This window comes from Paenibacillus sp. 1001270B_150601_E10 (genome assembly GCF_015558675.1).
In the GTDB taxonomy this organism is placed as follows: Bacteria; Bacillota; Bacilli; order Paenibacillales; family Paenibacillaceae; genus Paenibacillus_B.
Genome location: NZ_JADMOL010000003.1, coordinates 73,394 through 93,199, shown reverse-complemented (window position 1 = coordinate 93,199; position 19,806 = coordinate 73,394). Strand labels below are relative to the sequence as shown.

General features: G+C 39.5%; 23 protein-coding genes. All 23 read left to right on the top strand.

The window, feature by feature from the left end; translation table 11 throughout:
- Positions 1-135: 135 nt before the first annotated feature.
- The 23 genes from I2H74_RS09160 (at position 136) to I2H74_RS09050 (ending at position 19,806) form a co-directional block, all read left to right on the top strand.
- Positions 136-1,035, top strand: coding sequence for a ComF family protein (locus I2H74_RS09160; protein WP_195573624.1), 900 nt, complete (start codon positions 136-138; stop codon positions 1,033-1,035).
- 160 nt (positions 1,036-1,195) lie between these two features.
- Entirely contained in the window at positions 1,196-1,588 is a 393-nt protein-coding gene (locus tag I2H74_RS09155) for a TIGR03826 family flagellar region protein (protein ID WP_195573622.1), read from the top strand.
- Positions 1,589-1,873: 285 nt separating this feature from the next.
- Positions 1,874-2,143: a flagellar biosynthesis anti-sigma factor FlgM gene (gene flgM / locus I2H74_RS09150; protein WP_195573620.1), complete on the top strand. Its 270-nt coding sequence runs from the start codon at positions 1,874-1,876 to the stop codon at positions 2,141-2,143.
- A 64-nt stretch (positions 2,144-2,207) separates the two neighbouring features.
- Positions 2,208-2,708 carry a flagellar protein FlgN gene (locus I2H74_RS09145; RefSeq protein WP_195573618.1) on the top strand — a complete coding sequence of 167 codons (501 nt, stop codon included), beginning with the start codon at positions 2,208-2,210 and terminating at the stop codon, positions 2,706-2,708.
- A gap of 88 nt (positions 2,709-2,796) precedes the next feature.
- On the top strand, positions 2,797-4,341 hold the full coding sequence (gene flgK / locus I2H74_RS09140) for a flagellar hook-associated protein FlgK (protein WP_195573616.1): 1,545 nt from the start codon (positions 2,797-2,799) through the stop codon (positions 4,339-4,341).
- A 24-nt stretch (positions 4,342-4,365) separates the two neighbouring features.
- On the top strand, positions 4,366-5,256 hold the full coding sequence (gene flgL, locus I2H74_RS09135; protein WP_195573614.1) for a flagellar hook-associated protein FlgL: 891 nt from the start codon (positions 4,366-4,368) through the stop codon (positions 5,254-5,256).
- A gap of 75 nt (positions 5,257-5,331) precedes the next feature.
- Positions 5,332-5,736, top strand: a complete 405-nt coding sequence (locus tag I2H74_RS09130; RefSeq protein WP_195573612.1) for a DUF6470 family protein — start codon at positions 5,332-5,334, stop codon at positions 5,734-5,736.
- Between the two features lie 23 nt (positions 5,737-5,759).
- Positions 5,760-6,188 (top strand): flagellar assembly protein FliW, encoded by a 429-nt coding sequence (gene fliW, locus I2H74_RS09125; protein ID WP_229106532.1) that lies wholly within the window; start codon positions 5,760-5,762, stop codon positions 6,186-6,188.
- A gap of 22 nt (positions 6,189-6,210) precedes the next feature.
- Positions 6,211-6,408 (top strand): carbon storage regulator, encoded by a 198-nt coding sequence (locus I2H74_RS09120; RefSeq protein ID WP_420707434.1) that lies wholly within the window; start codon positions 6,211-6,213, stop codon positions 6,406-6,408.
- 34 nt (positions 6,409-6,442) lie between these two features.
- Positions 6,443-6,820, top strand: a complete 378-nt coding sequence (locus I2H74_RS09115; RefSeq protein ID WP_195573610.1) for a flagellar protein FlaG — start codon at positions 6,443-6,445, stop codon at positions 6,818-6,820.
- A gap of 41 nt (positions 6,821-6,861) precedes the next feature.
- Positions 6,862-8,247, top strand: a complete 1,386-nt coding sequence (gene fliD / locus I2H74_RS09110; protein ID WP_195574042.1) for a flagellar filament capping protein FliD — start codon at positions 6,862-6,864, stop codon at positions 8,245-8,247.
- Positions 8,248-8,260: 13 nt separating this feature from the next.
- A complete protein-coding gene (fliS, locus tag I2H74_RS09105; RefSeq protein WP_195573608.1) occupies positions 8,261-8,662 on the top strand; it encodes a flagellar export chaperone FliS in 402 nt (133 codons plus the stop codon).
- Positions 8,655-9,032, top strand: a complete 378-nt coding sequence (locus I2H74_RS09100) for a hypothetical protein (RefSeq protein ID WP_195573606.1) — start codon at positions 8,655-8,657, stop codon at positions 9,030-9,032. The genes fliS and I2H74_RS09100 overlap by 8 nt, the downstream gene beginning before the upstream one ends.
- Before the next feature lie 104 nt (positions 9,033-9,136).
- On the top strand, positions 9,137-10,003 hold the full coding sequence (locus I2H74_RS09095) for a flagellin (protein WP_324254036.1): 867 nt from the start codon (positions 9,137-9,139) through the stop codon (positions 10,001-10,003).
- Between the two features lie 146 nt (positions 10,004-10,149).
- Complete coding sequence (locus tag I2H74_RS09090) at positions 10,150-10,773, top strand: hypothetical protein (protein ID WP_195573604.1); 624 nt, start codon at positions 10,150-10,152, stop codon at positions 10,771-10,773.
- Complete coding sequence (locus I2H74_RS09085) at positions 10,748-12,595, top strand: 6-hydroxymethylpterin diphosphokinase MptE-like protein (RefSeq protein ID WP_229106531.1); 1,848 nt, start codon at positions 10,748-10,750, stop codon at positions 12,593-12,595. The genes I2H74_RS09090 and I2H74_RS09085 overlap by 26 nt, the downstream gene beginning before the upstream one ends.
- A 35-nt stretch (positions 12,596-12,630) precedes the next feature.
- The gene (locus I2H74_RS09080) at positions 12,631-13,638 is read left to right on the top strand and encodes a glycosyltransferase (protein WP_195573600.1); all 1,008 of its coding nucleotides are present in this window, start codon (positions 12,631-12,633) and stop codon (positions 13,636-13,638) included.
- A gap of 17 nt (positions 13,639-13,655) precedes the next feature.
- Entirely contained in the window at positions 13,656-14,663 is a 1,008-nt protein-coding gene (locus I2H74_RS09075) for an NAD-dependent 4,6-dehydratase LegB (protein WP_195573597.1), read from the top strand.
- Between the two features lie 16 nt (positions 14,664-14,679).
- Positions 14,680-15,852 carry a LegC family aminotransferase gene (locus tag I2H74_RS09070; protein ID WP_420707433.1) on the top strand — a complete coding sequence of 391 codons (1,173 nt, stop codon included), beginning with the start codon at positions 14,680-14,682 and terminating at the stop codon, positions 15,850-15,852.
- A 3-nt stretch (positions 15,853-15,855) separates the two neighbouring features.
- Positions 15,856-17,019, top strand: coding sequence for a UDP-N-acetylglucosamine 2-epimerase (neuC, locus tag I2H74_RS09065; protein ID WP_195573593.1), 1,164 nt, complete (start codon positions 15,856-15,858; stop codon positions 17,017-17,019).
- A 4-nt stretch (positions 17,020-17,023) separates the two neighbouring features.
- Positions 17,024-18,094 carry an N-acetylneuraminate synthase gene (gene neuB, locus I2H74_RS09060; RefSeq protein WP_195573591.1) on the top strand — a complete coding sequence of 357 codons (1,071 nt, stop codon included), beginning with the start codon at positions 17,024-17,026 and terminating at the stop codon, positions 18,092-18,094.
- 30 nt (positions 18,095-18,124) lie between these two features.
- The gene (locus I2H74_RS09055; RefSeq protein ID WP_195573589.1) at positions 18,125-18,754 is read left to right on the top strand and encodes an acetyltransferase; all 630 of its coding nucleotides are present in this window, start codon (positions 18,125-18,127) and stop codon (positions 18,752-18,754) included.
- Entirely contained in the window at positions 18,754-19,806 is a 1,053-nt protein-coding gene (locus I2H74_RS09050) for a nucleotidyltransferase family protein (RefSeq protein ID WP_195573587.1), read from the top strand. The genes I2H74_RS09055 and I2H74_RS09050 overlap by 1 nt, the downstream gene beginning before the upstream one ends.

Below are 19,806 nucleotides of genomic sequence, written 5' to 3'. Positions count from 1 at the left end.
TATCTGTTTTAGGAAATGATTGCCGCTGTACCCTGTCGCTAGAACGTTTTTATAGACATGTAAAGAACTGTCTAATATCTATCAAATTTAATTGGTTGTAGTCCTGCTGAAGATGGTTCATAATGAGAATCGGGAATGGCGGATACAGGAATTGGAAAGGGGTTCAACATGCAGATGCAGTCTAGCTGGTATGAACGAATAGCCGCACCTCGGACAAGCACGTGCCTTGCTTGCAGGAAGACCATTCCCTATTACGGGGAGATTGCGAACCTTGGAGCTGAGGATTGGCGGCGCCCTTTATGTACAAGCTGCTTGGAGCATATCCCTTTTATCGATGAAGTCGGATGTTCAAGCTGTGGACGCCATATTCGCTGCGAGGACTGTCAGCGGCAACCGCTTCAGAGCTATGGCCTTGCTTATAACCGCAGTGTCGTTCAATATCACGATCATATGAAAGAATGGCTAGCGATGTGCAAATATAAAGGCGATCAATCCTTTGCTCGGGTGATGGCGGGAATGATGATCGAACGGTATATGCCGCTTGCCTTAACGGCGAAAGTCAATAAGCCTGCTCGATCGACAAGTGATTGGTGGACGATGCTGAAGGAATGGTGGAATCCGGAATCCATAATCGAAGTGCCCGATCTGATCACGTATGTGCCTTCGTCACTCGAGCGCTTGGAAGAGCGGGGCTTCAATCAAGCTGAGCTTCTTGCCGGATATCTAGCAAAGGCGTGGGGGCGACCGCTGCTTAGCTGCCTGGATCGAGTAAGGGATATGGGCAAGCAAAGCCAACAAAGTCGTGCAGGGCGTGAGCACAGCCTTGAAGGCACTTTTGTATGGAATAAAGAAGCCTTTCAAGGGATTCGATTTTATATAGCAAGGCAGCCTAAGCCTCATCTTCATATCCTGTTAGTCGATGACGTTTATACGACAGGAAGTACGATAAGAGCATGCGCAAGTGCCTTGCGCGAAGGGTTGAATGAGATTCGCATTCCAGGCATGATAAGCAGTTACACTTGGGCCCGAGCTTAAGATGAACCAGATGATTGATGCATATCGATGATCGGAATAGCTTAGACTGCCCCTTCAAATCTATTCCCAACTCCTCTCTTCTCTAAATAAAAGCACTCGTAATCTGAATCATGATACGCTATGATAAGTCTATTAGTTCAATAGCATGGAGGTGTGCTGGATGGATTTAGCCAACTGCTTTCGCTGCGGAAGGTTATTTGCTAAGGCATTTCGAGATATTTGCCCGACCTGTATCAAAGAGATTGAACAGGAATATATGAGATGTACCGATTATTTGCGCCATAATCGTCAGGTGACGATGCAGGAGTTGAGTGAGGCGACAGATGTCAGCGTTCGCCAAATCACCACGTTTATTCGGGAAGGCCGCATTTCAATCGCGAATTTCGAGAATATCAGCTATAAGTGTGAGGCCTGCGATACACATATCCGTGAAGGGCATCTATGTGACAGCTGCCGTCGACGTTTGCAGAGCGATCTAAAGAATAGCGAGAAGGTTGTTCGCCAGGCTGAGCCGACGACCCAAAGCACGACAACATATCGAATTACAGAATAGTCGTTAAAGGATTGTAGTAGTCTGATCATTGGATGCAATAATGTAGTTCAGTTAGATGAAATTGTTGTTTTCCTGAGGAAGCAGTGATTGTGGATCTAATGCAAATCGTCTTTTTATATCACGCATGGAAATAATTGTGAAACATTCTCTCTTTTTCAAAGGGAAAACTAAATAATCACGTAGGCTTGTCCGATAATCTTAGTAAAGGTTATCGGTTTTTTTTATGCAAGAAAGAGGGACAGTAGAAGAGAGAGATCTTCTAACTGTGGAACGAGGTGATTCACGATGAAAATTAATGATACACAGCGAATTAATGCGGTTTCGCAATATCAAACGCAGCAAGCTATGCATAGAGCGGGGAAAGCACCAGTGAAGAAGGATGAAGTGAGCATTTCTCAAGAGGCTAAGGAAATGCTGAATGCCCAGAAGGCGCAAGATCCGGCAAGAGCGGAACGAATTCAGGAGCTGAAGCATGCGGTATCCACAGGCACATATAGAGTGGATGCCGATAAGATCGCTGAGAAACTGCTGCCTTATTTCCGACCGAAGCAGTAAGTGATGAAGGCCAGCTTTGAGATAACGAATGAGCGGCAGGGATGCCCATAAGAAGGTGATCAGAATGAGTGTGCAGCCAATCATTGCTACGCTGAAGCAGTTGGAGCAATGCTATGAGCAGATGATGGAACAAGGACATAGGAAAACTCAAATTATTATCCGAAATGAAATCAATGAGCTCATGAAAATTATGATTGCTGAAAAAGGAATTATGCGCAAAATTCAAGAAGCGGAGGATGTTCTTTCTGAGCAATCACAAGCGTTCATACGAAGCAAAGGAATTAAGTCGCAATTAAAGCTGACGATTAGTGAACTGCTTAAGCTCGTATTTAATGCAGAAGAGAAGCTTGCTCTGAAAGAAGCGCAGCAAAGCCTTAACGATCTGCTTCATCAAATGAAGCAATTGAATGATCATAATCAGCAGCTGCTGGAGCAATCGCTCCAATTTGCGAATTATCAGCTGGATCTGATGGTGGAGCACCCAGAGGATAACGCCTTCTATAAGCGTCCAGACCATGCGAGAAACGCTTACTATCCTGCAGGCAAGCTTGATACACGAGGATAGGAAAATACAGCATTCTAATATATTCATAATTACCAAATCAACTAAAGAACAAGATTACAGACATGCAAGTAGAAAAGGATGGGACAAGATGAGGTCTACCTTTCATGGACTAGAAACAAGCAGACGAGCGTTGTTTGTTCAAAATACAATGATGCAGACGCTTGGCCATAATATTGCTAATGCTTCTACTGAAGGATATACCAGACAGCGTGTGCGCGCATCTGCTACGAATCCACTAGAGATGCCCGGCATGTATACTTCTACGGCGCCAGGGCAGCTTGGGACAGGGGTTCAATATGACAGTATTACTCGAATCAGGGATTCTTTCCTTGATATGCAGTTCCGCCGGGAAAATCAAAGCCTAGGCTCATGGAGTATCCTCGATAATTCCATTCGCTCTATTGAAAGCTTTTTGAATGAGCCATCAGAAAACGGACTTGCGAGTGTAATGGATAAGTTTTGGGATTCTTGGGAGGTTCTGAACCGAGATCCTTCTCTCCTAAGTGCACGGGTGGAGGTCATTGGGGCAGCAACGAACATGGCAGATATGATGAAGCATGTCGGTCAATCGCTGACAAAGCTTGAAGATGATATTAATAACAATATTAACGTGAAGGTTAGCGAAGCGAATGACATCCTGAACAATATCGCGAATCTAACGGATATGATTAAGAAAGTAGAAGGAACAGGGGACAACGCAAATGATTTTCGTGATCAGCGCGATCTGTTAATCGATCAATTATCAACCATTATTGATGTTCAGGTTGTGGAAGGATTTAATGGTGAGATCACGATCAATGCAGCAGGTGCAACGGTACTGGATGACGCTGGCGTTACTCCAATTACAGCTGCCTCTGTCGATGCAGCAACAGCAGGTCAACTTCACGGTTATGCTTTATCCCTAGATGAAGTAACGAAGATGCGCGATCAGATGAATGCCATGCTGGATACGATGATTAACGGAGCTGTTGATGTAGAGCTTCCAGCGGGCTATGTCGCTTCTCAAGACTTGGTATTGCCAAATGGTCAGGGGACAATTCCAGCAGGGACAACCTTGGCTAACCCTACTACAGTTACAGTGAACGGATTGAACGGACTGCATCAGTTGGGCTATACCTTGTCAGATCCATCTCAAACAGGCATTCCATTCTTTACGACGACGGATGGAACAACCAACTTTACAATCGACAACATTCAAGTAAATCCTGATATCGTAGCTGATACGAATATGATTGCTGCATCAGGCCGATATGAAGTCGTGAACGGTGCAAACACAACTGTAAAAGGGAACAGCGTGATCGCGCATGCCCTTGCAACATTAAGAGATGCTTCGTTCTCCTTCCCATCTAATCTCACCTCATTGTCTTCAGGTAAGATTGATGATTATTATCGAGCGCTTGTTGGAGAACTTGGAACAACATCTGCCAATGCCAATCGAAATGTCATGATTCAGACGGATATGGTTGATAACGTGATGATGAGAAGACAATCCGTCAGTGGTGTCTCGCTAGATGAAGAAATGGCGGATATGATCCGGTTCCAGCATGCTTATAACGCAGCTGCTCGGAATATGACAACTGTGGATGAGATGCTAGATCGTGTCATCAACCAAATGGGCCTTGTTGGCAGATAACGCTATGGGAGAAGGTGAGCCGTCATGCGTGTAACAGGAATGATGCAGAATACGCAGCTGCTTAAGAATATGAGATATTTGAATGCCAATCTAACAGATGGACAAAATAAACTGGCTTCTGGACAAAAGATTCATCGTCCAGGGGATAACCCTGTTGGAATCGGATATCAGATGAGATACGATACAGAACTTAGCCGCAACGAGGAATATGTGCAAAATGCCTCCATGGGCACCGGGATGCTCCGTACAATGGATTCCTTGATGCAGCAGGCGAATGATGTGCTGAAGCGGGCAAGAACACTTGCTCAGCAAGCATCAACAGGAACAACCCCCGATGATGCACGAAAGGCAATCGCTGCTGAGATGGAGCAGCTGAAGGAGCAAATTGTGATGATCGGCAATAGCTCCTACAATGGCCGTTATTTGTTCAACGGACAGAAGACAGACCAGCCTCCGTATACAGCGGCAAATGCTGCGAATGATACAACAGATTCAGGCGTATATACGCTTAATGTTAGTCCAGCTGTAGCTGTGCCAGTTAGTATCACGGGTGAATTAGTCTTTGGAGCAGCAGGCTCCAATGATAACGTGTTTAAGGTCATGGACGATATCATTGATGGTCTTAAGACTAATAATACAGACAAGATTGCAGCAGGTATGAAAGGGATCGATGATTCATCTGATCGTATTTCTACTCAATGGGCAGAGATTGGTGCTCGAATGAATCGTTTTGAGCTGATGGAGAATCGCCTTGCTGATGATAAAGTTAGTATTAATGAGCAGCGTGCAGAAGTCGCGGACGTAGATATGGCAGATGCTATTATTCAATTGAAACAGCAAGAAAATGTATTGCAGGCAGCACTGTCTACTGGCGCAAGAATTATGCAGGTATCGTTAATTGACTTTATCCGCTAATTCGGATTTATTAACGTTAGTTAAGCATTCAAGAACCAATATTACTATATTTCCAAGTGGAATAGGGTGATCTCCTTGCAGATTGGAAGTATCCTTCAACAGATTAGACAATCACCAACTTTTCAGTACGAGCCGGCAGAACTTGAGATTCACACTCGCACAGCTGAGATGGATGCGGATTGGGAGGCTGTCTGGGAGGAAATAGGTGTTCTCCCTTCCTCAGTTCTTACGCAAAGCTTAAGTCAAGAAGCAGTCCGCAAAGGATGGGAGAGCATTCAACAGCGAGCACAAGAAGGGGATCGTGTTGGTAATATTGCCAAAGGAAGTGCGACCCCAGGACAGCTTGCTTTTGAGCGCTATTTGAGAAATGGCGCTAAGGAAGTCCAGCTAGAAGCCTTGCCAAGGTTTGGTGTATCAATCGATGTAAGAATTTACCCACCCGAGATTGAAGTTAAGACGAAAGGTGTTGTGCGGAGTTGAACATGACGAATGAGGATCATCTCATGATTCAGAGTTCCATTTATGGGGAGCTGAGACCGGAATCGCATCAGCTATATCATTTCGTAAAGGGGATGGTTGGCTTTCAAGCGATGCGAGATTTTGCCTTGCTGCCATATGAGGACACGCCGTTCTATATCCTTCATAGCATCGAGGAAGAAATAAGCTTCATTCTCCTTCCTGCAAATCAGGTGGAGGGGTATGCTTTCGAGATTGATGCAGCTACTGCTGAACTTCTTGAATTAATTCACCCAGAGGATGCCATCACGATGTTGGTCGTCAACATGCATGAGGGGGAAATCAGCGTCAACTTACGAGCGCCAGTTCTTCTTCACCCTGCTGCTCAGAAAGGCTGCCAGTACGTGATCCATGATCAACAGGTACCCCTTCGCTATCTGCTGAATAAGGGAGGCGATCACCCTGCTCGTACTTAAACGTAAAGTTGGAGAAAAGATTATGATCGGCGATGACGTTGAGGTGGTTGTCTTAGGTGTGGAGGGCGATTTTGTAAAACTTGGGTTCAATGCGCCTAAAGATGTCCAGATCATGCGGAAAGAGCTTCATCAAAGTATTGCCGAAGAAAATGCTGCAGGTGCAGCCCATATAGATAAAATACAACTAGACCAACTCTTGAAGAATTTTAAAAGTAAATAGACTATTCATCATATATGTTCAATAGAGGTGTGAAATGGTGAGAGAGGTTCATCGGTTGCAGCCTAATGGGCTTGATGTGCATCTAAATCGGAGCAAAGCGATTCTGCCGAAGAATCTGAATGCAGGTAATATTGGTATGATGTTGCCACGCCTAGGTTCTATAGACATGAGCCAAGTTACGGAAATGGAGCGAAAGCAGCTAGACCTTGCTTTTAATCAACTCAATCAAACGATCAAAACCTCGGGTACTGAAATTCGTTTGAAATACCATGATGAGGCGGAACAAATCATCGTCGAGCTTCTTGATCGCGCTTCAAAAGAGGTAATCGCTACCTCGCCTCCTGAATATCTTCTAGAATTGTCTGTCAAGATTAAGGAAATGGTTGGCATGTTCTTAGATGAAAAGGTGTAGATTCAGAGAAAACATATTGTAAAAAAAGGGTGGTGCAGCAAATGGGATTTAGTGTATCTGGTCTTGTATCGGGCATCAATACGGATTCGATGATTAGCCAGCTAATGCAGCTTGAGAGGATTCCATATAAAAATCTTGAAACGAAGAAAAAAGATCTTGGAGACTCACAGACCTTCTTTCGAACGTTAAATACGAAGATGAATACTTTAAAAACAGTAGCTTCAGATTTAACATTAGGTAGCAATTTCAACTTATCTTCTGTTAAAAGTTCTGATGAAACCGCTGCAAAGGTATCGGGCACATCTACGGCTTCTACAGGGAATTACAATGTTGTAATTAACAATTTAGCAAAGAGCCATGTTGTAAAATCTTTTGGTTTTACGAATGATGGAAAAGGTCAACAGCTTGCAGTTGGATCAAAGGTAACCGTAGATGGTCAAGAGATTGAGTTGAAGGGCAGTTCTAACTTTGAAATTCTTGAAAATCTAAAAAATGATATAAATAAGAATTCTAAAAATGTGTCAGCTTCTGTAGTGGAAACAAAAACGGGTGAGAAGACATTGGTTCTTACGTCTACTCGAACAGGAACAGATCATGCAATTAATTCTACTAATGGTCCTAAGCTTAGCGGCTTTAAAGCGGCTGGTTTGTGGAATGATCTATCTGATCCTTCCCATCAGGTGCAGGCTGCAGAGAATGCCAAGATTTCCGTTAATGGACTCGATATAGAAAGTGCTTCAAACGAAATAAAGGGTGTTATCGAAGGCGTGACCATTACAGCACTTAAAGAAGGATCTTCCTCAATGGTTACGGTTGCAAAAGATGCAGATAAAGTTGTAGAACAAGTAAAAAAATTCATTGATGCCTTTAATGAAGTTCGTAAGATGATACGTGACAATACAGGGAAGGAAAAACCTCTCCAGGGTGATTCTACTTTGCGTTCATTAGATATGGAACTCACAGATTGGGTAACTGGGCTTGTCGGGCCAGATGGTAATACGTCGTTGCTTGCAGAATTTGGTATTGAGATGGACAAAGGAAAAAAAGGTTCTGAAATGGATGGTCAACTTGTTCTAGATGAAAAAGTATTCAAAGAGAAATTAGAACAGTATCCTGATAAATTGACAGCTCTGTTTAATTATGATGGGAGCAAAGGTGGAAATAAAGGGATAGCACAAACGATTTCTGACAAAGTTCAAATTTGGACAAGCTCTGCTAACGGTATTCTTAATTCTCGTATTAAAGGATACGATTCGGAGATTTCTTTTGTAACAACTGCGATGGAGAATATGGAAGTTCGCCTTCAAAATAAAGAGAAGCTACTTAAGAAGCAATTTACAGCCATGGAACTTGCAATGGGACAGTTACAAGGGCAATCAAATTGGTTGAACACTCAATTAGCAAGTCTTAATGCATCGAATAAATAGAGGAGATGATCTCATGAATCCCGCAGCAGCAAAAGGTTATCAAGCCTATCAGAAGAATAAATATGAGACGGCATCTCCTCACCGCTTAATTTTAATGCTCTATAACGGTGCAATTCGTTTTGTAAAGCAAGCTGCCAAAGCTCTAGAAGAAGGTGATTCTAATCAAGGTCATCAGCATTTGTTAAAAGCACAGGACATCGTATATGAACTGATCTCTTCATTAAATGAACAGCAAGGCGGCGAAATTGCATCCAATCTAAAAAACTTATATCTCTACATGATTGATCAGATGATGCAGGCCAATATGAAAAAAAATTCTGAGCCCTTAATGATCGTTCTTGAAATGCTAGAATCTATTAAAGAGGCGTGGGAACAGATTGGTAAAGAAGTGAATGCAGGTCAAGCCTATGCATAAATCTGAGTCATCGAGCCGCGGGAAATACTACGAAGTGCTGTTGGAATTGACACGACAACAGCTTTTAACGGTTGAGCAATCGGATCAATGGAATGAAGAGGCCTTTCAGCAATATGTTTATCAATGGTCATGTATAGAAAGTGTTATTGGCAAACTAGATGACACAGGTGACCAACCGAATCAGCAGGACGTAGAATGCTTGCAGGAATTAATGAGCATGCATCGTCGATTGATGGATGTGGTTGATTCCAAACAGACAACTACTTCAAAAGAAGTAGTTGGAGTAAGACAGAGCCAAGCTGTAATGAACGCTTATTACGGAATGGGGCGTTCAGATCAGGTAGCTTACTATTTTGATGAAAAAAAATAAATATTTTCGAAGATCACTATAAAGTTTTGGATAGAATCTTTCGATAAATATAGTAGGTCGCAAGGACGTGGCCTAGATCATTTATATCATGGAGGATGAATATTATGTCAATGTTTATTAACACTAACGTTGGTGCTATCAACGCTCACCGCAACTTGGGCATGAATAGCAGCTCAATGAGCAAAACAATGGAGAAATTGTCTTCAGGTTTCCGTATCAACCGTGCCGCTGACGATGCAGCAGGTCTTGCAATCTCCGAAAAAATGCGTTTCCAAATGAACGGTATGAACCAAGCTATGCGTAACGCGCAAGATGGTATTTCCTTGATTCAAACAGCTGAGGGTGCTTTGACTGAGGTTCACTCCATGCTTCAACGTTTGAATACACTTGCGAACCAATCAGCGAACGGTACATATAAAGATACTGACCGCGCTAACATTCAAAAAGAAGTAGACGCATTGCTTTCTGAGATCAACAACATTGCAGATACGACGAACTTCAATGGAACGAACTTGTTGAATGCTTCTGGTAGCGTATCCTTCCAAATTGGTGTTGATGGTGGTACGAAGTTGGCTGCTAATTTAGTATCTATGAAAACAGATGATTTGGGTGGAGTTAGTGTAACCAATGCTTCCGGTGTGACTTCTACAACAGGTGGTAAGTTGACTGATATTAGCTTGTCAACTGCTACAGGTGCATCCGAAGCAATTAAAGTCATTGAAAATGCTATTAATTCAGTTTCTGCACAACGCGCAGACTTTGGTGCTGTTCAAAACCGTCTTGAGCATACAATCAATAACCTTGGCGTTACTGCTGAGAACTTGTCCGCATCTGAGTCCCGTATCCGTAATGCGGATATGGCAAAAGAAATGACAGACTTCACTCGTAACCAAATCTTGGTTCAAGCAGGTACTTCCATGCTGGCACAAGCTAACTCCATGCCACAAAACGTTCTAAAATTACTTGGATAATTAGAAAGTTCTATGAGGATGAAGACCGTTACCTTTTAAAGGTGCGGTCTTTTTTATGTTATACATTCCATTGATGTGTTGTGACTTCATTATGCTTTAATAGACACCGATAATATATATAAGATGAAAATGTGGAGGATATAATAATGTTGATAGTTGTTGATAAAGCATTAAATAAAATTGAAATTAATAATGTAGAAGAATTAAACATTTTTTGGGTGAGGTTTACGAAGGAAATATACATGAATAATAGTTTAATCTATTGTATACATATTGATGGACTAGCATATTACAGCAATTATGAACAGATATTAATTGATCAGTTTGAACAAATAGTAGAAGTGAAGATAAGTACGATTACCCATCAGAAAGCGATATTTAATACAGTGGAAGAATTTAATTCGTATTTGCCAAGGCTTTTGGCGAATGCAAATGAATTAGTACAACCATTGTATGGAGATGATAATGAGCAAATTCATAATTCGATTTCTACTATGGTAACAAGTATTCAATGGATTGGGCAAGCTTCCGAATTTGCACAATATTTAACTAAAGATATTCCAGAATTAGAAAAATTGCATGAGACATTTAATCAGTTTGTTGGACATTTTATGACGAGTGTTGATGCGATGTCCAATGAATTAGAGTTTAATAATTTTGTTGCTTTTGGTGATATCTTTATTTATGAGTTACTACCACTTTTAGAGCAGCTTGAACAAGATACCAAGGAAGTAGGTGAGTTGGTTGAATATAAAGGATATCAACAATAATTTTTTAGATAAGGAATATCCAAATCTAAATTCTGTTGTTGTTGAAGAAAAATATATACCGACTCATTATCAATGTGTCATGAATAATGATGGCAGTACAAATATGAAGATTTCGAAAGAGAAAAGGGAGTATTATCTATATAGTAGATATAACTTAAAGAACGAAATCGAAAGATGGCTAAAAGTAATTGAAGATAAAGTGAAAGATAGCGAGTGTGTATTTGTTTACGGGTTAGGCTTTGGACATCATCTCGAAGCTTTACAAAACAGATATCCGGATAAGAAATACTATGTATATGAACCTGATAGGTATATTTTTTCTACTGCTATTAACGTAAATGATTTGACTAATGTATTAGGTCGCAAAAATATTGCAACTCTTGCTGTAGGAGATGATGAATTAACTCGTATAAATTTTATTAAATTTATGCTAACTCAAGCTAAAGACTCATTCATACAACTTATAGTCCCTAGTTATCAGCAAATCTATAGTCAGGAATTAAATGAACTGAACAGTGTATTAACAGAATTAGTAGTACAAGAAAGAACAAACATATCTACATTACATTCTTATTCTAAATTGTGGATCTTTAATATACTAAATAATCTCAGATATGTAGATAAATCGCCAGGTTTACAACATTTCAAAGGGAAGTTCAAGAGTGTCCCCTGCATTATTATTGGGTCTGGGCCTTCGTTAAAGTATGATATTGAACTAATTAAAGAATTAAAAAATAAAGTGCTAATAATAGCTGCAGGGACTAGTACTCAAGCATTGCTTAGAGCAAATATAGAGCCAGATATAATTGTATCCATGGATGCAACTACTGCCAACTTGAAAGCTTTTAGTCATATAAATACAACAGATATTCCAATTGTATTCGGTACTACGGTTCATCCAGAAATATTATCGGCAAAGAATAAATATCTATCTTACGCTATACTTAATACCGATACGATAACTCCCTATTATGTAGGAGAAAATAATACTTGCCCGATATTTAGAATGAATTATAGTGTAACTGGATTAGGGATACAATTAGCAGCATACTTAGGCTGCTCCCAAGTTATCTTTACAGGTCAAGACTTATCTTTTCCTAATGAAGAATATTATGCGAGTGGTGTTGAACATGCAACTAAAGAGCAGATTAACAAAACATTAAGAGAGTCGAACCGTAAAGTTGTAAATGTTTATGGCATGTACAATAATTCCAATAGTGTTATGCAAGCAACATTACAAGATATCGGAAGACTTCTGAGTGAATATCCCGATATATTGTTTATGAATTCTTCCCAGCATGGAGCAGCAATAGATAACACAACTTTCAAAAAACTATGCGACTTAAATCTACACAACTTACCGAAACAACAAGATCATTGGGTTAAAAGAATTTTTGAGGAAGTAAAAGCAGTACATTATAAGTCTGATAGCAATATGAAATTAAAACTGGAATCAGACAAAAATGGTATTAGCAAACTTAAATTTATTATAACAAAACTTCAAGATGAGATTAGCAAATCTGGCATCCAGTACAAAAATGTGAAGGATCAGGATAAGCAATTCAAAATAATTAATAAATGGTGGAGCCAGTTGTGGGATAATGAAATCTTTAAAAGGTATGGAATCATTGGGTTGAATGCCAGTATTAATGCTCATCAAAGAAACTTTAAGATGCTTGCAACTGAAGAAAACATCTCAAGTAAACTTCAGATGGTTGATCGATACATTTCTCCGTTTATTAAACAAGTATTTACTTTTATAGTGATTTTAGAGGGGATGCTAGAAGAGGTTAATTCCAATTGGAATAATGAAATCAACTAATTTAAATGTTTGAAATTTACTAAGGAATGATTCGTATGCCAAAAATAAGTATAGTTGTGCCTGTTTTTAACTCAGAGCATTATCTGAAAAGATGTGTAGATTCAATATTAAATCAATCTTTGACTGATATCGAGATAATACTTGTTAACGATGCATCAACTGACCGTAGTATCGATATCTTAAAGGATTATGAACGTAGATATCCTGATAATGTGATTGTTATTGATTCAGAAATAAACCTTAAGCAAGGTGGCGCAAGGAATTTAGGAATGAAGGTTGCAACTGGTGAGTATATTGGGTTCGTGGATAGCGACGATTGGATAGCCTCGGACATGTACGAACAGTTGTATTTAACTGCTAAACAAAACAATGCCGATATTGTGAGTTGTAATTGTTATCGAGCGATTAGTGAAAATAAGTATTTCCCATTTTTATGGAGGGACCTTTCTTCTATAACAGGAAAGTTAGATTATAGGAAAAAAGAGACAATATTAATCGAAGGCGCCTCAGCTGCAATATGTAGCAAAATTTATAAGAAAAGTCTGATCATTGATAATAAATTGTGGTTTCCTGAACATTTGTTTTATGAAGACAATCTATGGGTACCAATGGTATTTTTATATGCAAAAAACTACTATCATTTAAATGAAGCTTACTATTACTATTTCTTTAACTCTAATTCTACAGTTGTTTCAACTGAGAGCATGCATCACTTTGATCGACTAACTATAGAAGAAATGAAACTTGAAGAATTCAGATCTAGAGATTTATATGATCAGTTTAGAGATGCGATTGAATTTAGTTTTATAAATTTGTATTATGTGAATTCACTCCATCTAGTTTTTACTAGGTTTAAGAAGCCGCCATTCATTAAGGCATTCGAAATAAGGAAATATATGAAAGACCATTATCCACAGTATAGAACTAATAAATACTTCGATAAAATAAGTGATACTGGTAGAATACTAACGGGATTAAACGATATTAGCCCATATAGGGCTTACGAATGGTATAAAAATTTATTGAACACAAATGGAAATTGATTGATAGGAGAACGAAAATGTCTCAAGCGAAAAAAATACTTGTTACAGGTGCAGATGGTTTTATTGGCTCTCATTTAACTGAAGCACTTGTTCGTCAAGGGCATGATGTCAAAGCTTTCGTACTATATAATTCTTTTAATACTTGGGGATGGTTGGATCAATGTGCCGCAGATATTAGAGGGCATTTTGAAGTGTTTAGTGGTGATATTCGAGATCCTTATGGTGTTAGAAAAGCAATGGAAGATTGTGACCGTGTACTTCATTTAGCTGCATTGATTGCTATCCCATATTCATATCATTCACCGGATACTTATGTAGACACGAATATAAAAGGTACATTGAACGTTCTTCAAGCAGCTCGTGATCTTGGAGTTAGTAAATTAGTGCACACTTCTACAAGTGAAGTGTATGGTACCGCAAGATATGTACCAATAGATGAGAAACATCCTTTGCAAGGTCAGTCACCATATTCGGCTTCGAAGATTGGTGCAGATCAAATGGCACTCTCATTTTATCGGTCGTTTGAAACCCCAGTAAGTATTATTCGTCCGTTTAACACCTATGGTCCAAGACAATCAGCTAGAGCAATTATTCCAACTGTAATTACACAAATTGCTTCTGGTAAAGAATCTATACAATTAGGATCTCTTCATCCCACTCGGGATTTCAACTATATTGAAGATACTGTGCGGGGCTTTATTGCTATGTTGGAATCAGCGAATTCAATTGGGGAAGAGATTAATATTGGGAGTAACTACGAGATAAGTATTGGAGATACAGTAAGTATGATTGCTGAACTAATGAACAAGTCAGTGAGTATTGTATCTTCTGATGATAGGAAAAGACCTGAAAAGAGTGAAGTGGAGAGGTTATGGGCAGATCATTCGAAAGCTAAGAATTTGCTTGCATGGGAACCTTTGTATTCAGGTACAGAAGGTCTGCGCAAAGGTTTAGAGAAAACCATTGAGTGGTTTACTAAGCCAGATAATTTGAGTCGATATAAGACAGATCTTTATAATATATAGAATTGGGATGACGACTTTGAATCTTACGTCAAATCAGATTTTAAAAACAATTGAACGTGTTATCGGTGATCATGAATCTTTTGTACCACTTCACGAGCCTACGTTTGCCGGAAATGAGTGGGTCTACGTAAAAGAATGCATAGATGAGGGCTGGGTTTCATCAGTAGGTTCATATGTGGATCGATTTGAACGTGAATTAGCTGATTATATAGGCGTAAAGCATGCAGTTGCAGTAGTAAATGGAACTGCCGCATTGCATATCAGTTTATTATTAGCTGGAGTTAAATCTAAAGAGGAAGTACTTATTCCCTCTGTTACTTTTGTTGCCACTGCTAATGCTGTAGCTTATTGTGGGGCTGTACCCCATTTTATTGAGGTTAGCACAGAGTCATTAGGCATTGATCCGAACTTATTAGAGCAATACTTGAATGATATTTCGTATCATAAAGATGGACAAACCATAAATCGCATTACGGGAAGGATAATAAGGGCAGTTGTTCCGATGCATACCTTCGGGCATCCTGTTGATATGGACCCATTATTGGAAGTATGCCAACGTTACGGGCTAGTCTGTATTGAAGATGCCGCTGAGTCATTAGGGTCTACCTATAAAAATCAACATGCTGGATCAATGGGCTTGCTTGGAGCGATTAGTTTTAATGGAAATAAGGTTGCTACCACAGGTGGTGGAGGAGCCATTGTTACAAATAATACTGAGATTGCAAGAAAAGCAAAGCATTTAACAACAACGGCTAAACTGCCACACAAGTGGGCATTTATGCATGATGAGGTTGGGTACAACTATCGAATGCCTAATTTGAATGCGGCGTTAGGCTGTGCACAGTTAGAACAGATTGATACATTTGTTAAGAAGAAGAGAGTTTTGTATAAAAAATATGTACAAGAGTTTAAATCTGTTGAAGGTGTGCAGCTTTTTGAAGAAAAAGCGGGAGTGCGAAGTAATTGTTGGTTAAATGCAATAATTTTAGATCAACCTAATAAACTGCTCCTGGATGAAGTACTAGAATTAACGAATTCAAATGGTTTAATGACTAGACCTGTATGGACGCCACTTCATCTGCTTCCGATGTATCAAGATATGCCGAGCATGCCTTTGATGCGAACTGAGCAGTTACAATATCAAATTATAAATATTCCAAGCAGTCCTTCCTTATCTGGAGGTCATTGATATATGCGCAGGATAGCAGTGGTCACTGGAACTAGAGCAGACTATGGATTGATCTACTGGCTTCTCCGAGAAATTCAAGATGATCCGGAATTGAAACTACAAGTGATTGTAACAGGTATGCATTTGTCGCCTGAGTTTGGTAATACGTACAAAGTTATTGAGAAAGATGGTTTTGCGATAGATTGGAGAGTAGATATGTTGCTTTCAAGTGACACAACAAAAGCTATGAGCCAATCTGTAGGATTAGGTGTAATTGGTTTTGCAGAAGCGTTTAATTATTTGGAACCTGATATTGTTGTGTTAACAGGTGATCGATTCGAGACATTAGCTGCTGCTCAGGCAGCAATGTTCGCTAAAATCCCTATTGCTCACTTGTACGGAGGAGAAGTAACCGAAGGTGCAATTGATGAGGCTATTCGACACAGCATTACAAAAATGGCATATGTTCATTACACTGCTTGTGAAGAGTACAGGAATCGTGTCATCCAATTGGGTGAACACCCAGAACGAGTATTTAATTACGGTGCGCCTGGACTAGATCATATTTCTAAAACTCCTACTTTATCTAGAAAAGAATTGTCTATGCAGCTCAATTTCCCTTTAGATAAGCCTTACTTTCTTATAACCTATCATCCAGTGACTTTGGGGGTAAAAGATCCCGTTTTGTGTTTGGGCGAATTGTTATCCTCGTTAGATGAGTTTCCTGATTATAATGTATTGATTACAAAACCAAATGCTGACCCAGGAGGAAGAACGCTAATTTCTCAGCTAGAGAAGTATAAGGACGCTAATACAGAACGGGTATACTTGCATACATCTCTAGGTCAGTCGAGATATTTAAGTGCTATGAAGAATGCCGCTGCTGTTATAGGGAATTCGTCCAGTGGCATTATAGAAGCACCTGCAATTCGGGTTGCAACGGTAAATATCGGGGATCGGCAAAAAGGAAGATTGAGAAGTGACTCCGTGATTGATTGCAAGGAGACTACGGAATCCATTACCAACGCAATAAGAATAGCTATCTCTCCAGAATTTCAGCAAAAGCTAAATTGTGTTGAGTCTGTCTATGGTATCGGGAATGCGTCGGGCCGTATAAAAGACTCTTTAAAAGCATTAGATCTAAGCCATGGAACAACGAAGACATTTTATGATTTGGGAAAGGTGTAGCTTTATGAGTAAATCAGTATATATTATCGCCGAAGCGGGAGTTAATCATAACGGTTCTATTGACATGGCTAAGGAGCTTGTGTGCAATGCTGCTCAAGCTGGTGTAAATGCAATAAAATTTCAGACATTTAAAGCCGATCAATTAGTAACAAAGCAAGCCTCAAAAGCAGAATATCAGAAAAAAACATCCGGTGATGATACTCAATATAGCATGCTGAAAAAACTGGAATTATCTGAAAAGGCTCATTATGAATTAATGGAACTGTGTTCCTATGAAGGGATTGAATTTTTATCAACCCCATTTGATCATAAAAGTCTAAATTTCTTAGTAAATGATTGTGGATTGAAGAAATTAAAAATCTCCTCAGGGGATCTTACAAATGCCCCCTTTTTGTATGAGATAGCTCGATTTGGGGTACCTGTTATTCTATCAACTGGAATGAGCACTTTAGGTGAAATAGAAGAGGCGCTAGGTATATTAGCATATGGATATATGCACCTCGATCCTCCGTCCTCAGAATCTAATATCAAACAATTTTATAGATCGCAAGAAGGGCAGGATATCCTGAAACAAAAAGTTTCTTTGCTGCATTGTACGACAGAATATCCTACTCCGTTCAACGAAGTGAATTTAAAAGCAATTTCGACATTGAAAAACTGTTTTCAATTAGCTACTGGTCTCTCAGATCATACTCCTGGAATTGCAGTGTCTGTGGCTTCAATCGCCTTAGGGGCTACCATTATTGAAAAACATTTTACTTTGGATAAAAATCTCCCTGGACCAGATCATCAAGCATCGCTGACTCCTTGTGAGCTAAAAGACCTTGTGTTATCTATCCGTCAAGTTGAGCAAGCCCTAGGTAGCGGTATTAAGGTACCTTCTAAATCGGAGTACAAAAATATCGAAGTGGCTAGAAAAAGCCTTGTTGCCTCCAAAAGTGTCCGAAAAGGTGATGTTTGGACATTGGATAATTTAACAACAAAAAGGCCAGGTACAGGTAAATCTCCAATGCTATATTGGGATTTGTTGGGGACGCCAGCCGACCGTAATTATAACAAAGATGAAGTTTTGTAAGACGACGATCAGTATAAAAAAGGTGATGGGATGAGTAAGCCGGTTATCATTTTAGGAAGTGGCGGACATGCCAAGGTGCTTTATGACATTTTAATGCAGCAAAATATTTATCTATTAGGTTACACTGATCCGTTTCATCATGAGTCTAAATTAAAAGATCTAAACTATCTGGGTGATGATACGATTATATATTCATACTTACCAGAAGATATTGATCTTGTTTTAGGAGTAGGGAAAATCTCAAATGAGTCTATTAGAGATCGAATATATAAGGAATTTAGCGATAAGGGTTATACGTTTAGATCAGTAGTTCATAAAAGTGCTACGATTTCACCCAGCGCCTCCTACGGAAAAGGAGTTCAAGTGATGGCTGGTGCTGTCATACAAGCGGGAACAATGATATCGGACAATGTAATTATTAACACAGGAGCAATTGTTGACCATGATTGTATTATAGAAAGTCATTCTCATATTGCTCCAGGCGTAACCCTGTGTGGTTCGGTACATATTGGATCATCCTGTCTAATCGGAGCAGGTGCAACAATTATTCAGCAATTGAGTGTGGGGAACGGGTCTATTGTTGGGGCAGGAGCAGTTGTTGTGAATTCTGTCCAAGCCTGTAAAAAAGTCATAGGGGTTCCTGCTAGGGAGGTGAAGTAATGACTGATTGGAAGAGGGTTATGGTCAGTTCTGAATTAACGGTGCTTCAAGTTATTGAGAGGATAGACTCAACGGGATTACAAATTGCTATTGTCGTTGATTCTTCCTTCCATCTCCTAGGCACCATAACAGATGGTGATATTAGAAGAGGAATATTAAAAGGGATCTCCCTGCAAAACCCAGTAACGGATATTATGAACCGGAATCCTGTCACGGCTCGTATTGGAGATAATCGGGAGAGTATTTTCAATAAAATGAAAAAGAAACGATTGAAGCAGATCCCGATATTAAATGAAGACAATCAAGTTATTCGGGTGGATCATCTAGATCAATTTTATGAGAAACGATTATATACGAATCCAGTAGTATTAATGGCAGGTGGTTTGGGGACAAGATTACGACCGTTAACTGAAAACTGCCCAAAACCACTTTTAAAGCTTGGTGAGAAGCCCATATTAGAAATGATCATTGAGAACTTTATTGAGTTTGGATATTATAAATTTTTCATTTCTGTAAATTACCACGCTGAAATGATCGAAGAATACTTTGGAAACGGTTCAAAATGGGGCGCTGAGATAGAGTATATACACGAAACACAACGACTAGGCACAGCGGGCGCTTTAAGCTATTTAAAAGAGAAAAACTTAACCGAGTCATTTTTCGTTATGAATGGCGATTTACTTACAAAAGTTAACTTCGAACAGCTGCTTGAGTATCATATACAGCATAAATCAATGGGTACAATGTGTGTGAGAGAACATGAGTATCAAATACCTTATGGAGTTGTTACCGTTAACGAACATAAGCTTCTATCTATTGAGGAGAAACCTAAGCAGCGTTTCTTTATTAATGGAGGTCTATACGTTCTGCATCCAAATGCACTGGAATACATACCCAAGGACAAATACTATGATATGCCAGAGCTATTTAATGAACTTATTATTCGTAAAGAAGAAACCGCAGTATTTCCAATAAGAGAGTATTGGATTGATATAGGGAAGATGGACGATTTTAAAAAAGCAAATGTTGATGTTGAAGCAGGCATTATTTAA